Origin of the sequence: Halomonas sp. FeN2 (assembly GCF_020595105.1) — a bacterium.
GTDB classification, from domain to species: Bacteria; Pseudomonadota; Gammaproteobacteria; order Pseudomonadales; family Halomonadaceae; genus Vreelandella; species Vreelandella neptunia.
On the sequence record NZ_CP074200.1, the window covers coordinates 3,708,629 to 3,722,293 of the forward strand.

At 55.5% G+C, this 13,665-nt stretch carries 14 protein-coding genes; 7 read left to right on the forward strand and 7 right to left on the reverse strand.

The features are described 5' to 3' along the window. Positions 1 to 292: 292 nt before the first annotated feature. Both KF947_RS17005 and KF947_RS17010 read left to right on the forward strand, forming a co-directional pair. Positions 293 to 1,216 (forward strand): LysR family transcriptional regulator, encoded by a 924-nt coding sequence (locus KF947_RS17005; protein WP_133731312.1) that lies wholly within the window; start codon positions 293 to 295, stop codon positions 1,214 to 1,216. An 88-nt stretch (positions 1,217 to 1,304) separates the two neighbouring features. Continuing rightward, a complete protein-coding gene (locus KF947_RS17010; RefSeq protein WP_133731311.1) occupies positions 1,305 to 2,315 on the forward strand; it encodes a glutathione S-transferase family protein in 1,011 nt (336 codons plus the stop codon). 134 nt (positions 2,316 to 2,449) lie between these two features. Here the strand turns inward: KF947_RS17010 and KF947_RS17015 are convergent, their stop codons facing one another. Both KF947_RS17015 and KF947_RS17020 read right to left on the reverse strand, forming a co-directional pair. Beyond that, a complete protein-coding gene (locus KF947_RS17015) occupies positions 2,450 to 2,881 on the reverse strand; it encodes a PRC-barrel domain-containing protein (RefSeq protein WP_133731357.1) in 432 nt (143 codons plus the stop codon). A gap of 180 nt (positions 2,882 to 3,061) precedes the next feature. Continuing rightward, positions 3,062 to 3,259, reverse strand: coding sequence for a CsbD family protein (locus KF947_RS17020; RefSeq protein WP_027959898.1), 198 nt, complete (start codon positions 3,257 to 3,259; stop codon positions 3,062 to 3,064). 252 nt (positions 3,260 to 3,511) lie between these two features. On the opposite strand from KF947_RS17020, the gene KF947_RS17025 reads away from it, so the two are divergent. From KF947_RS17025 to nfi, 3 genes are all read left to right on the forward strand, one after another. Beyond that, positions 3,512 to 3,703, forward strand: a complete 192-nt coding sequence (locus KF947_RS17025) for a hypothetical protein (protein WP_133731310.1) — start codon at positions 3,512 to 3,514, stop codon at positions 3,701 to 3,703. Positions 3,704 to 3,791: 88 nt separating this feature from the next. Next, positions 3,792 to 5,507, forward strand: a complete 1,716-nt coding sequence (locus tag KF947_RS17030) for a DEAD/DEAH box helicase (protein ID WP_227404592.1) — start codon at positions 3,792 to 3,794, stop codon at positions 5,505 to 5,507. A 119-nt stretch (positions 5,508 to 5,626) separates the two neighbouring features. Further along, the gene (gene nfi / locus KF947_RS17035) at positions 5,627 to 6,313 is read left to right on the forward strand and encodes a deoxyribonuclease V (RefSeq protein WP_227404593.1); all 687 of its coding nucleotides are present in this window, start codon (positions 5,627 to 5,629) and stop codon (positions 6,311 to 6,313) included. A gap of 4 nt (positions 6,314 to 6,317) precedes the next feature. On the opposite strand, the gene KF947_RS17040 is transcribed toward nfi, so the two are convergent. Next, positions 6,318 to 7,034, reverse strand: coding sequence for a glutamine amidotransferase (locus KF947_RS17040; protein ID WP_227404594.1), 717 nt, complete (start codon positions 7,032 to 7,034; stop codon positions 6,318 to 6,320). Positions 7,035 to 7,198: 164 nt separating this feature from the next. Between KF947_RS17040 and tpx the strand changes: the two genes are divergently transcribed. Further along, on the forward strand, positions 7,199 to 7,699 hold the full coding sequence (tpx, locus tag KF947_RS17045; protein WP_133731306.1) for a thiol peroxidase: 501 nt from the start codon (positions 7,199 to 7,201) through the stop codon (positions 7,697 to 7,699). A 9-nt stretch (positions 7,700 to 7,708) separates the two neighbouring features. Here tpx and KF947_RS17050 read toward each other — a convergent pair whose 3' ends face one another. Next, positions 7,709 to 8,389 (reverse strand): gamma-glutamyl-gamma-aminobutyrate hydrolase family protein, encoded by a 681-nt coding sequence (locus KF947_RS17050; RefSeq protein ID WP_227404595.1) that lies wholly within the window; start codon positions 8,387 to 8,389, stop codon positions 7,709 to 7,711. A 58-nt stretch (positions 8,390 to 8,447) separates the two neighbouring features. Next, entirely contained in the window at positions 8,448 to 9,458 is a 1,011-nt protein-coding gene (locus KF947_RS17055) for an amidoligase family protein (protein WP_227404596.1), read from the reverse strand. 143 nt (positions 9,459 to 9,601) lie between these two features. Here KF947_RS17055 and KF947_RS17060 point away from each other — a divergent pair, with 143 nt between their 5' ends. Further along, positions 9,602 to 12,136: a mechanosensitive ion channel family protein gene (locus KF947_RS17060; RefSeq protein WP_227404597.1), complete on the forward strand. Its 2,535-nt coding sequence runs from the start codon at positions 9,602 to 9,604 to the stop codon at positions 12,134 to 12,136. Here the strand turns inward: KF947_RS17060 and KF947_RS17065 are convergent. Next, positions 12,053 to 12,484 carry a hypothetical protein gene (locus KF947_RS17065; RefSeq protein ID WP_133731302.1) on the reverse strand — a complete coding sequence of 144 codons (432 nt, stop codon included), beginning with the start codon at positions 12,482 to 12,484 and terminating at the stop codon, positions 12,053 to 12,055. The genes KF947_RS17060 and KF947_RS17065 overlap by 84 nt on opposite strands. A 108-nt stretch (positions 12,485 to 12,592) precedes the next feature. Further along, positions 12,593 to 13,627: a J domain-containing protein gene (locus KF947_RS17070; RefSeq protein WP_133731301.1), complete on the reverse strand. Its 1,035-nt coding sequence runs from the start codon at positions 13,625 to 13,627 to the stop codon at positions 12,593 to 12,595. Positions 13,628 to 13,665 lie beyond the last annotated feature (38 nt).

The window sequence follows — 13,665 nt, forward strand, 5'->3', positions numbered from 1 at the left end:
ATGGTAACAATAGATAGAGATTACTATTTATAAACACCGTTTGCTAACAAATGTAACCAATAGAGCGTGCTAACTAAATATTCTGAGTGCACTATAGACGAAAACTATGTTTTTAAAAACTCAAATATAACCTGTGTCGAATATTTTTCTGCCGCTAGCCGCTAATCTTAAGCATTTTACAAGCATGGGCGGAAGTGTTGGCTGTTTCCTGGCATCCTAGCCATGTTTTCGAACACAAGTTTTTTCGAACATTAAGCGCATTGTTTCGCTGTATTGCGTTGAGGAAATCGAAATGTCCCGGGTAACACTTTCACAATGGCAAATGCTGGCTGCCGTGGTTGACCACGGTGGGTTTGCGCGTGCGGCAGAGGCGGTACATAAAAGCCCCTCCACATTGAACCATGCCGTTCATAAGTTAGAAGAGCAGTTAGGTGTCCAGGTGTTGGAGCCCATTGGCCGACAAGTGCGTTTAACTGAAGCGGGCGAGCTGCTGCTTCGGCGTGCGCGTCAATTAATAGAGAGCGCGGCGTCACTGGAAGATGTCGCTACCCGGCTGGCCGCGGGCTTAGAAGCAGAAGTGGTGTTGGCAATCGATCAGGTGTTTCCTGCCGCCGCCCAAGCCAAAGCGTTAGAACGCTTTTCTGAGACATTCCCCCAGGTACGTGTTCAGTTACACGAAAGTGTGCTCAATGGTGGCATTGAAATGCTTTACGATGGCCGCGCAGACTTGGTGGTCTCCGGGATTGAGGCGCAGGGCTTCTTGGGCGAGCCGTTAGTAACCGTGCGTTTTGTTGCGGTGGCGCATCCCCAGCATGCGCTGCACCAGTTGGGTCGCTCGTTGGATCTGCGCGATTTGGCCCAGCATCGGCAGCTGGTAGTGCGTGATTCAGCACTGCGCCAATCAACTAACGCTGGCTGGTTAAAAGCTGAACAACGCTGGACCGTCAGTCACCTAAACACCTCGCTGGATATGCTAAGGCGTGGTCTAGGCTTTGCCTGGATGCCGGAAACCCGCATTGCTGATGAGTTAAAAAGCGGTCAATTAAAGCCGCTGCCCCTGCCAGCGGGCGGTATTCGTGAAGTGCCGATTCAGATGATATTTCGCGACCGTGATCGGGCAGGGCCTGCGGCCCATGCGATGGCCGCCGCTCTGAAACAAGCTGTGGTAAGCGAGTGCGCGCTGCATGATTCGACTGACTCGAATGAAAGGCCGTAAAACATCCGCTTGAGCCTCCCTAAAGCGGGCGTATGCTGAAAAAAGTAACGCGATATAAGACCCCAAAAGACTTTTCAGGAGACGCCTCATGGGATTGCTTGTAAACGGCAAATGGCAAGATCAGTGGTATGACACCAAAAAACACGGCGGCGAGTTTGTACGCGAATCCGCTCAGTTACGCGATTGGGTGGGTGACCAGCCCGAAACAGAGGGTGACTGCTACCCAGCGGAAAAAGAGCGTTACCATTTATATGTCTCGCTCGCCTGCCCCTGGGCGCATCGAGCGCTGATTATGCGTAAGCTGAAAGGGCTGGAGCCAATGATCGGCACTTCCCATGTTAGCCCCTTAATGCTCGACCAAGGCTGGACGTACAACCAGGACGAAGGTGCCAGCGGCGACCCCATTAACGGCGTCGACTTTCACCACCAGCTGTATACCATGACCGACCCACACTATACCGGTCGTGTCACCGTGCCCGTGCTATGGGACAAGCAGCGCAGCGCCATCGTAAATAATGAGTCTGCGGATCTATTGCGTATGTTTAACCATGCGTTTGATGAGTTGACCGGCAATGATTTGGATTTTTACCCAGAAGACCTGCGTGGCGTCATTGATGATGTAAACGCCGATGTCTACGACCATATTAATAACGGTGTCTATAAATCAGGCTTTGCCACTGAGCAGGCGGTTTATGAGAAGCATGTGAAGGCACTGTTTGACGCGCTAGAGCGTATGGAAGCGCGTTTGGCCGAACATCGTTACCTAGCAGGAGAGTGGTTAACCGAAGCAGATATCCGTCTGTTTACGACGCTGATCCGTTTTGATGCGGTTTACTATGGTCATTTCAAATGCAATTTTAAGCGCATTGAGGATTATCCCAACCTTGCCAATTACGTGAGGGAAATCTATCAGTGGCCCGGGGTGGCTGAGACCGTCAATATGGATCACATCAAACGCCACTACTATTATAGCCACGACACAATTAACCCGACGCGGATTGTGCCAGCAGGTCCACTGCTCGATTTTCAGCGGCCCCATGACCGCGAGCGTTTGCCGGGCAAGGGGGTACGGCGTAAACAGGCTAGTAGAGAGGTATAAATAGGTCGGGTATCGCCAAGCGATGCCCATCAAATAAGCCCATCAAAAAAGGGCCGCCCAATTGGGTGGCCCTTTTTAATAGCGTTACGATTTTTGGCTAGCGCTAGGATATTCCTAAACGCTGCAAATCATCGTTAACCATTATCATCGATATCTAACGCTTCACGGGTACGCTGCCAAGCGCTTTCAGCGCCTTCTTGTGTGGTTTGCCAAGCGTCGCGAGCGTTCGCTTTGGTCTGTTCCCACCACTCGTTGTTATAAGCGGGGAAACCTTCTACCTCTTCCTGGCTGGCTTCGACCATGATGCGATGTTCTGTATCACCGTCGGCTTCCGTTTCGGTTTCGAGGGTGAAGTAATCGGTATCCACAACGATCTCGCGACCACCGAGGCCCAATACTGAACCGCTTTCGATCACAATCGCGGTAATGCGCATCTCTTCATCAAACAGGATGTCATCGACGTCGCCAATCTCTTCACCGGAACCGCCGGCAAAATAGACTTCTGCATCGAGAATATCATCGGCAGAATACATGCCTTGGGGTTCGTTGGATGCATTGGCGCTCATGGCGACGCTGCCCAGTAAGGCCGTGCCGATAGCGTTAGTCAGGATCGTCTTTGTTAAAGTCGTCTTACGCATAGCATCTCTCCATGTGGCTACGATAGAGGGTAGGCCGCCTATTGAGTGCGGATAAAATCGCCGACCTACTTAAAACGGAAACAGAGCATTGAAGGTGCAGTAAAAATGCTACTGCTTGTCAGCCCAGTCATCGGCTTGGCGCTCTGCTTCTTCGCGCTCAAGGCCATACTTTTGCTGAAGCTTGCCCACCAGCTGATCTTTCTTACCACCGATCTGATCCAATTCATCGTCGGTAAGCTCGCCCCAGCTAGAACGTGCTTTGCCCTTCATCTCTTTCCATTTGCCTTCGATTTGATCCCAGTTCATTGCGTCGCTCCTTGAGAATAGTGAACTTGATTAGGCACTTTCCAGGTTAGACCATATGTGCATGAGTGCAAGTCCTTGTTCCAATGTGGTGTAAGTTAAAAGTACTGGTCAGACGCCAAATGCAATGGTAGGATGCGCCCTCCTCGCATGTGTTGACCCCTCCATCACGACGGTAAGCGTTTAACTGCATAGTTATTAATGAGTAGATGTTGATAGTTATATGTAGTGTCGCTTGCGGGAACATCTCGCCAATTGCTAGATGTTCATTGCTGTGTAGATGGCGCGCCTCCAGTATTTCACCACACGGGTGAAATCGGCGCAGAAGGTCGCCACAACGGTTGGCCCGCTAATGCGTTGTTTGCCAACCGGATGCTAGGTGCGACCGGCGTCTCCGACTCCACTGATGGCTTTGACCGCTATGGCGGTGCCTGTTATCGACGATGACCACACTTTATGTCGTTGTACGATGACTGAGTCAGAGACGCTTATGATGTTTTTTGCCGGTACTTGCCGGCCTACCAAGGTGTGATTAATGACCTCGACTTCTGTCGCCTCGCCGAGCTTCGGCGATCTGGCTCTTTTGCCTGCCGTTCTGTCTGCTGTTGAATCACAGGGCTACCTAGTTCCCTCGCCGATTCAGGCGCAAACCATTCCTGCGCTGCTTGAAGGCCGCGATATGCTGGGCCAGGCCCAGACGGGTACCGGCAAAACCGCAGCGTTTGCATTACCGTTACTGTCACGTTTAGAACTAACTCGCCGCGAGCCGCAGGTGTTGGTAATGGCACCAACCCGCGAGCTTGCTCAGCAAGTAGCTGCCTCGTTTAGTAAGTATGGCCAAAACCTCAAAGGTATCGAAGTTGCGACCCTATGTGGCGGCCAAGAGTACCGTGAACAGCTAGGTGCCCTGAAGCGTGGTGCGCAAGTGGTTGTCGGTACCCCAGGCCGTATTATCGATCACCTGGATCGCGGTAGTCTGAAGCTTGATGGCCTCTCCGCCCTGGTGCTGGACGAAGCTGATGAAATGTTGCGCATGGGCTTTATCGACGACGTAAAACGCGTGGTTGCCGATACCCCGAAAGATGCTCAGCGTGTGTTCTTCTCGGCAACACTGCCGACTGAAATCGAGCGCATCGTTAACCGCTACTTGGTTAACCCGGTGAAAGTCGCGATTGAGTCGGGCACCACGACCGGCGAAAACATCGAACAGCGCATCGTGCGCGTTGATGGCGGCGCTAAGCTTGAAGCGCTTTCGCGCATTCTTGAGGTCGAGCCGGTCGATGGGGCCATCGTCTTTGTGCGTACCCGTGCAGCTTGTACCACGCTCGTTGAGCAGTTGACTGCTCGTGGCGTTAACGCCGCTGGCCTATCGGGTGATCTTGATCAGAGCCTGCGTGAGCGCACTATTACACGCTTGAAGCGCGGCAAAGTAGACGTGCTGATCGCTACCGATGTAGCTGCCCGTGGTCTTGACGTGTCGCGCATCACTCACGTTATCAACTACGATCTGCCTCAGGATGCAGAAGCTTACACGCACCGTATCGGTCGTACCGGTCGTGCGGGTCGTAGCGGTATCGCGATTACCTTTGCTGGCTTCCGTGAAGGCCGCAAAGTCGGCTGGATGGAGCAGGCGACTGGTCAGAAAATGACCGAAATGCCGCTGCCTGACGAAGCCGCTATTCGTGCCCACCGCGATGACGTCTTCTATCAGCGTGTCACTGCCTCCCTGACCAAGGGTGCAGAAGAGCAGCGTGCGCTGATTGAGCGTCTGATCGAAGAGGGCCATGACCCGATCGAGCTGACCTGTGCGTTTGCCGCGATGGCTCGCGCTGACGAAGCGCCTATCGGTCGCCTACAGGCGCCGCGCAAAGAGAAGCCCATGCGTGAAGGTGCGTCTGGTGGTAAACCGGGTGCACGCCGCGAACGCACTGGCGCGCCGACTGAAGGCATGACACGCTACCGCGTATCGGTTGGCCATAAAGATGGCGTCAAGCCTGGTCAACTAGTTGGTGCCCTCGCCAACGAAGGGGGCATTGAAGGCGCGCGTATCGGTCGTATCGATATTCGCAACGCTTTCTCTGTGGTCGAACTGCCGAGCGGCTTGCCCTCGACGATTCTGACCAAGATGGCCCGTGCCCGTGTGGCTGGCCGTCCGCTGGAAATCAGCGAAGACAGCGCACCGGCTGAGCGCGCCCCGCGCCGTCGTCGTGACGAAGGCGATGCGCCGGTTCGTCGTCGCGAACGCGCATAAGGATTAATCAGCTGCCGCCAAGCGGCAACTGAGGACATCTCAACGCCCCCGCACCTTTACTGGTGCGGGGGCGTTTTTTTGCTACCTTATTCATCATTAACCGTTTCAAGGAGGAAACCATGTCCGCACCACTGCACGAATGGAGTTTGGCTCCGCGAGAGGCGAGGATGCTGCAGTCGCAACTGGCAAAGCGCTTGGAGCTAACTGATCGCCTGGCGCCGATAACGCATATCGCCGGGGTGGATATTGGGTTCGAAGAGGGCGGTGAAATCACCCGGGCAGCGGTGGTGGTATTGAAATGGGACTCTGCCACTGCACCTGATTTAAGCGTGGTGGAGCAGGTGGTTCATCGCGAGCCCACCCGAATGCCGTACATTCCCGGTTTGCTTTCGTTTCGAGAAATCCCCGCTGCGCTTGAAGCGTTTGAAAAACTCAGCGTGATGCCTGAGCTGGTGATGGTCGATGGTCAGGGGATTGCGCACCCACGCCGGTTAGGCGTGGCGGCTCACCTAGGGCTATGGCTGGATTTGCCCACCATTGGCATTGCCAAGTCACGCCTATATGGCCAGCATGCTGAGGTGGGTGAGCAGCGTGGCGACTGGGTGCCGCTCTACGCGGGGCAGGAAACCATTGGTGCCGTTTTGCGCTCCCGCACCAAGGTCAAACCTGTGTACGTATCGCCTGGGCACCGCATCACGCTTGAAACCTCGCTGACCTGGGTGCTGCGCTGCTTAGGGCGTACTAAGCTACCTGAGCCAACGCGCCTGGCGGATCGCTTAGCCTCGCGGCGCGATCAGCGGAGGTAGTCGGCTATAAAAACGCCAAAAAGCGCCGCAGTATGCTCGAGGCATCGTGGCAGTCGGCAATGTTTGCCAGTAGGGTATCCGGCTCTTCGCCTTGGTCGCGTAGGGCAACGCGTTGGCGTTCAAGGTATGCACGCATCACCGGCGCAGTAAACTCGGGGTGAAACTGCACGCTCCACTGACGCGGGCCGTAGCGCAGCGCCTGATGGGCGTCGTGGCTGTTATGGGCCAGCACCGTGCAACCTTGAGGCGCCTGCATCACCGACTGGGCGTGGGTCAGGTGGGCGGCAAAGCTTTCCGGTAGTTGGCTAAACAGCGGGTCTTTTTGGCCTGCTTGAGTTAGCCGCACGGTGCGTGTGCCGGATTCGCGGCCCGCCGGATGGTAGTCGCTCACGCCACCAAAAGCGGCGGCCATTAACTGGTGACCATAGCAAACGCCTAGCATCGGCGTGTCGCTTGCCAATGCATCTTGCAGCCACGGCTTAAGCGCTTCGCTCCAGGGTTCGGCCTCGCTGACCATGCTGTGCGAGCCCGTAATCACAATACCCGCGAGTGTATTAAGCTCAGGAGCGCTGGGTTGCCGGGTCGCATCCCACACCTGTAATTCTAAATGCGCAGGTAGCGCAGTGCTAAGCTGCTTTATAAATAGCGTTTCAAAATCACCATGCTGGTCGGCAACTTCCGGAAAAGCGTCGCCGGTTTTAACGATTAATACGCAGGCCATATCACTCCCTCGGTAGGATGAAACGCAAACATTGAACAAAGGCCTTTCAGGAAGAGCGCAAAGGCGTGAAGATAGCCTACCATGGCTTCTCAGTTGGTAAGAACGAGTTGGTAAGAACGAGCTGGTAAGAACGCATCAATTATTAACGTCATAAGGAGACAATAATGCAACAGATTACCCGCGCAGGCGAACCGCTGGATGTGGCTGGCACTTTGCCCGCAAAAGGGCAGGCGGCACCTGAAATGACGCTGACCAACACCGATTTGCAAGACGTTACCCTCGACACGTACGCAGGCAAGCGTAAGGTGCTCAATATCATCCCCAGTGTGGATACGCCCACCTGTGCCATGTCCACGCGCCACTTCAACGAGCTGGCGTCTAACCTTGCTGATACCGTGGTATTGGTTGTCTCAGCGGACTTACCCTTTGCGGCCAAACGCTTTTGTGGCGCCGAAGGGTTGGATAACGTCGAAACACTGTCTACTTTCCGCCACCCCGAGTTTCGTGAAGCCTGGGGCGTGGCATTGTGCAACAACCCTATGGAAGGCCTTTGCGCCCGTGCAGTCGTCGTGCTGGATGCCGACAACCGGGTGCTGCACAGCGAGCTGGTGAGCGAGTTGAAGAACGAGCCTGATTACGAAGCTGCCTTAGCGGTGTTGGGCTAATTCGTACTGCTAGCCTCGCCGTTTAGCATGTCGTTTTGACGCCCTCACCAGCGCGCGAATCAAGCGCTGCTGGGGGCGATTGAAAATCAGCCACTCCGGATGCCACTGCACGCCAATCAAGAAGTCGTGCTCCCGTGACTCAATGCCCTGCACTAATCCATCTCTGTCGCGTGCAACGATTTCAATCCCTCTGCCCGCCTGATAAACGGCTTGATGATGCAGGCTGTTAACTCGGCACCAGGTAACCCCTAGCAGGCGGTGCAGCTTACTCGCTCCCACGATATCAACGGTTTTGCGCGGCAGAACGGTGCGTCGCCGTTTTAGCCCTTCATGGGTGGTGTAGATATCCGGATCCAGAGTGCCACCAAGATGCACATTGATTAATTGCGCCCCCCGGCAAATACCCAGCACCGGTGTATGTAGAGGAATAAAGCGTTCAAGTAGGGCTAGCTCCAGCTCATCCCGTGCGGGGTCTAAACGAACATCCAGCTGCACTTCGCCCCCGTATAGGTGGGCCTGGATATCGTCGCCGCCGCCAATGATCAAGCCGTCCAGACTTTCCGGCTGCGCGCGCGAAGGTGATAAACGCAACGGTTTGCCGCCATGCCGCCAGACGGCGAACCAATCAAACCACCACGCTAAGTGGCTTTTTTTGTCAGAGGTAGTAATTCCGATAAGCGGCCGAGTCATGCGGGTAGTTACTCACTGTGACAGAAAATGAAAGATGCAACATTGGGCGCTTTAAAAATTAGCGCTTACGACGAAGCCAGCGAACCAGCTTCTCTTTTACCCGGGTCAGCATCGGTCGGTTATGGTCGGCGATATACTTAGCGCAGCGAGCAAGCAACACCTCAGAATTAGCGGCAAGTTTCTCAACTTCCACCCAGCGATTCCACTCAGTCACTGAGCCCCACCCCGGCTGGGAAAGCTGAGCATTGGGTAAGCGGTAGTGAAAGGTGGGGCGCGGCTTGGTAAGCTGCGTATGCAGCAATTCATGAGAGTGGTCGGGACGTAGATAGGCAAATAGCGGCAGCATATCCAGCTCGCGATTGCGCGTCGGATTGTGGTGCAAGTAGTCGTCAATCAGTGTATCCAGATCAGGCGAATAGCGGCTATCCAGTACTTTTAGCGCATAAGCTTTATGGAATGGATTGGCATGGGGCAGCATCTCACGGGTAATATCGACTTTGATTTCGTCGCGCAGCCAGCCAGCCAGTAGCAGGTAAGCGCGCAGCATGGCGAGTAAGTAGTCAACGTCAAAGCGCTCCGCTTCAGGGTTTAGGTGCAACCCAAACCCATACAACAGGCTGGCATCGGTGCCCTTAGCGCCACGCTTACGCAGTGCTTCAAACAGCGCGTCTAAATCTTCCAGCTCATTCCAAGGTATCGGTGGGCAAACAATTTCGGTAGGTACCAGGCCGGTGACCATATCACCAATCAGTTCGCGGGTTTTTTGGTGAAACTCGATTCGCCGTTGATGCTGATGTCGCGCCCACTCGCTGTCTTCTGCGTGAAGGTCATCGACCAGCGACTTGTCGGGGTGCGCGTACTGGGTGTCCAGCTCAATCCCAAATTCACCCCAACGGGTATCTTCAACTAGTAGCCGATGGGGGCTTACCACGTTAAGCTCCCCGCCAAACAGCTCACGTACGATCATTGCCGTGTCTCGGGGCGGCAGGCCAGCGAATTCAATTTCGACGCCAACTTGCCGGATTTTCCCGTGGCTATTTAAGCGATTAGGTGGAGCTTGAAGCGTCATCTCGGCATCCTTGAGGTGAACGTTTAAGCCACCAGCCTATCATAGTCACGCGTTGAGACTGAGCGTATCAGTGGTTTCAGTAAACCGTAGCGGCGGCAAACGATATGCAGGACGCCATCAAAGCTAATTTTCAGGAGTGAGGCGTGCGACAGCACTGGTTAATTAAATCGTTCATAGGTTTTGTCTTGCTTGTCTTGGCAAGCCTAGCAGTGACGAGCATGGCAATAACCCAGGCTCAGGCGCAAACGGTGTCGCTACCCGGGCTGAGCAGCAGTTCCGAAGAGCAAACGGCCGAGGTCAGTGGCGAAGAGTTTCAGCAGTCGCTAAATGACGTCATCACCATGCTCGAAAATGAGCAGCAGCGCACCGAGTTGCTTAAATCGCTACGTGAGTTGCAGGTCACTGCCGGCGCTGCCAGCGAAGATGAAGGGGTCGTGCATCAAGGGCTGCTGGGCGCACTCGCCGATACGTTAAGTGACTTGGGGGATCAGGCCCAATCCGGCGACTCGCCAGTTGATCAGTGGTCACGTCAATTGGTTCAGGGCGTAGAGGATATGCGCGCGCTTAACGATGATGCCGACCAGGGCGAGGCGGTGCGGGCAGTTGCCGAGGGCGCCGTGCTGGCCTTTATTTGGGGCGTGCTGCTGGTAGTAATGATTGCCTTTGGACGTATGGTGGCCACTCGACGGGAGTGGCCGCTGGATCTACCCAGGGATCCAAAGGGCTGGTTGATGGCGGTGCACTTCTTGCGCCGTATGTTGCCCTGGGCATTGTCGTTTGCCATTACGTTGGGTATCGGACAAGTGCTGCCCGATAGCCCTGGGCGAACGCTGGTACTGGTGGTGGCCTACATTTGCGTGTGTGGTCGTGCGCTCTCGGTGGTGTTTGAAACGGTCATCGCGTTCTTTAGCCGTGGCCACCGTTTTACCGCGGTTCAACTGCTTCAACAGCGCGCGCTGCGCGGGCTGTTTGTGATTGGTGCCTTGATTGCACTTGGCGATGCGGTCAACTCCTCACGCTTGGTCGAAATGCTCGGCAGCGAGCTATCGAGCCTAGTGTCGGTGCTTTCAAATATGCTAGCAGCGCTGCTCGCGGCGCGGTTTATTATCAAATTCAAACGGCCCGTACGCCATTTGATTTGCAACCGGCCGTTTAAGCAGCGCCGTGATGCCAGTACTGCCGTCGAGATGATTCGCTCGCTGGGGGGGCTATGGCACATACCCGCGCTGCTTCTGGTGAGTGGTTCGCTGCTGGCGATATTTATTACTGTCGGTGATGTGGGCACCGCCCTGGCGCGCTCGATTATTTCAGCCAGCCTGCTGGTGCTAACGCTGGTGGTCACTGGATTGTTGCGCCGCCAGGCTGAACGGATGGGCAAGCGTCGCCACCGACACCGCCAGAGCCAGTACCGTAAACGTTTGGAGCGTTTCGGCTTTGTTCTCGCGCATATTTTCGCATGGATGGTGTTTGCCGAGCTCTCGATGCAAGTGTGGGGCAGTTCGTTCTTTGGCCTGGGTCAGCAAGCAGTCGCTAGTGCCCGTATTGGGCAAGCGCTAGTCAGTCTTGGCGCCACAGTGTTGTTGGCGTGGCTGGTGTGGATTTTTGCGGACACTGCTATTCAGCGGGCGCTTACATCGTCGGCACGCTCACGCGGGCGACGGGTCAATCAGGCTCGAGCGCAAACTATTACGCCGATGATTCGTAACGTGATTTTTGTCACAATCCTGATTATTGCCGTTATCGCCGGGTTGGCCAATTTGGGCGTCAACGTTACACCATTGCTGGCCGGTGCCGGTGTGATCGGTTTGGCGATTGGCTTTGGTGCGCAAACGTTAGTGCAGGATTTGATTACCGGTATTTTTATTTTGATCGAAGATTCGCTAGCGGTAGATGACTTTGTACAGATCAATAACCATATGGGCACGGTCGAGGGGCTGACGTTGCGCACCGTGCGGCTGCGCGATTTGGATGGGATTGTGCATATCATCACCTTCAGTCGTATTCAGTCGATTCATAACATGTCCCGCCAGTTCGGCATTGCGCTGATGCGTATCCGCATTCCGTTTGATATGAAAATCGACGATGCGATTACGCTGATGCAGGAGACCGCCCAGGAACTGCGCCGCGACCCGATGATGCGCCACTACATCTGGTCGCCGCTGGAAATGCAGGGCGTTCAGGGCTTTGAAGATGGCTGCCCCATTTTACGCATGCGCTTTCGCACCGCGCCGGAGATGCAGTGGGATGTCTCGCGGGCGTTTAACCTATTGCTGAAGCAGCGTATGGAAGCACAAGAGATTGACCTGGGCGTGCCGCGTCTGAGTGTCAGTATGGAAGCGCGTGCCGAAGACCTCATGGAGGCCACCGCGGGTACTTCGTTCTCTTTAGAAGAGGGCTCGCAAGAGCAAGCCGGGCAAGAAAATGGCTCGTCTGAGAATGAGCAGGGCAAGGGGGAGGTGACGCAAACAGGTGATGCAAACCCCGAAGATCATAAGAAACCTGCACCGCCGAAGCCCGCACCGCGCCCGACAAAAGCCGAGATTCGCCAGGATGAGCAGACGCGTAAGCATGATGAGACGGCTAATCGTGCTGCGTCACATCGGCAAAAGCCCCAGGCACAGGGCAAGCCCCAGAGCGATTCCTATGCCAGCACCGGCGGCGAACACGGCGATGAGTAGCCATGGCCCGCGTAAACGACGCCAGCGGTTATACAGTGAGACCGCGTGGCTAACGCGGTCGACCAGTTCGTCGTGACGGGAAATGGCGTGATCCGGAGGCAGCGAAAAGTCGTTGGCGACATCGCCCTGCCAGTGGGCACCGTGGCTGAGTCCCAGGCGCGCTCGTAGCTTGCCGATATCGCTGACGGTGTCATGCAGCGTGTCGTAGGTTTCGCGGCGTTCGGCAACCGTGAAAACCGCCTCGGCATCCTGACGTAGCGCGCTATGCTGGCAGCTAGCAACGGCTTGACTTATTTCTTGTTCGTTGGCCTCGGGGGAAACCGCGAGGCGCTGGTACAAATCGCGCATAAGGGGCTATTGTTTCTCTTGGGACTTGTTGCTCATAGGACTTGATTCTCATAGGGCTTGATTCTCGTGGCCCAGCGCATAGCGCGAAACCTCTAGCTTTACATGCTCTTAGTAAGTTTGCATCAAATAATCATAGGCGTTTTTAATACGCTGAAATCGCGCTGAAGCCAAGGCGACCTGTTGTTCGCTTTCCGAATAGAAGCGATCCGGATGGTGGAGCTGCGCCATCCGCCGATAAGCGTGGCGAACCTCTATCCGGGTAGCTCCTGGGGTGAGACCCAGCACCGAAAGCGCACGCGTGGTGCGGTCGGGTGGTGGCGGTGAAGCGCGCTGTTGGCGATGCTGTTGACGAGAGTCTTGCTGGCGAGAACGTTGCTGAGAAGAGTGATCGCGAGAGCGGCGTTGTTCGCGTTCGGCCTGTTCGCGCTGCTGTTGCTGCCTTTGCCGTTCCTGCTCCTGTTGGCGTGTCTGTTCCCGCTGGCGCTGCTGTTCCTGTTCTCGCGCCTGGCGAGCCTGCTCCTGGCGCTGCTGCTTCTCCTGCTGTTTTTGCTGCTTCTGTTTGTGGCGCTGCTCTTTCTTTCGCTGCTGTTGTTCGGCCCGTGCGTTGGCCTGTTGGTGCTGCTGCTCAGCGGCTTCAGCCTCGCGTGCTTTGCGAGCATGGTAATCTGGATCGTGAGTTTGCCAGTAGACATCGCGGCTAGGGTCTTCGGGGTTGCCAAGCGGGGTGCCGGTGAGTTCCTTAAACAGGGTGTTTAAGGTCATCGGTGTAACGCCGAGCAAATCAGCCAAAAAGCGCAAAATATAGTGGTTGGCCAGCGACAGCTCGCCGTCATCGGTGGCGACGGTAATGGCTTGATGAATAACGCTCAGGCTACGTTCTGTGCCGCACTCTTTGCGAACGACCTCTGCGGCTAGTTGGATCGCCTGCAGGTCTTGGCTATGGGCAATGCTCATCACCGGGCCAAGCTCATGCCCGTGGCGAAACTGCGCGGTCACCTGGGCCAAACGGCGCCGCCGCTGACCTTCCGAGACGTGTTGGCGGTGCACCAGCACCCAGGCCAACAGCAGCAGGGTTGCCGTATCCACTTGGCTGCGGCTCTTTAACAGCAGCAGCTCAAAGGGTGAAAAACGGGCAATGGACATTTCCTAGCTCCACAGATGAAGAGGTGAACACAGGGCGG

What these genes read in the sequence shown, in the direction of transcription:
- KF947_RS17005 (WP_133731312.1), top strand. Translation starts at nt 293, where the DNA reads ATGTCCCGGGTAACACTTTCACAATGGCAAATGCTGGCTGCCGTGGTT.
- KF947_RS17010 (WP_133731311.1), top strand. Translation starts at nt 1,305, where the DNA reads ATGGGATTGCTTGTAAACGGCAAATGGCAAGATCAGTGGTATGACACC.
- KF947_RS17015 (WP_133731357.1), bottom strand. Translation starts at nt 2,881, where the DNA reads ATGAGCGCCAATGCATCCAACGAACCCCAAGGCATGTATTCTGCCGAT.
- KF947_RS17020 (WP_027959898.1), bottom strand. Translation starts at nt 3,259, where the DNA reads ATGAACTGGGATCAAATCGAAGGCAAATGGAAAGAGATGAAGGGCAAA.
- KF947_RS17030 (WP_227404592.1), top strand. Translation starts at nt 3,792, where the DNA reads ATGACCTCGACTTCTGTCGCCTCGCCGAGCTTCGGCGATCTGGCTCTT.
- nfi (WP_227404593.1), top strand. Translation starts at nt 5,627, where the DNA reads ATGTCCGCACCACTGCACGAATGGAGTTTGGCTCCGCGAGAGGCGAGG.
- KF947_RS17040 (WP_227404594.1), bottom strand. Translation starts at nt 7,034, where the DNA reads ATGGCCTGCGTATTAATCGTTAAAACCGGCGACGCTTTTCCGGAAGTT.
- tpx (WP_133731306.1), top strand. Translation starts at nt 7,199, where the DNA reads ATGCAACAGATTACCCGCGCAGGCGAACCGCTGGATGTGGCTGGCACT.
- KF947_RS17050 (WP_227404595.1), bottom strand. Translation starts at nt 8,389, where the DNA reads ATGACTCGGCCGCTTATCGGAATTACTACCTCTGACAAAAAAAGCCAC.
- KF947_RS17055 (WP_227404596.1), bottom strand. Translation starts at nt 9,458, where the DNA reads ATGACGCTTCAAGCTCCACCTAATCGCTTAAATAGCCACGGGAAAATC.
- KF947_RS17065 (WP_133731302.1), bottom strand. Translation starts at nt 12,484, where the DNA reads ATGCGCGATTTGTACCAGCGCCTCGCGGTTTCCCCCGAGGCCAACGAA.
- KF947_RS17070 (WP_133731301.1), bottom strand. Translation starts at nt 13,627, where the DNA reads ATGTCCATTGCCCGTTTTTCACCCTTTGAGCTGCTGCTGTTAAAGAGC.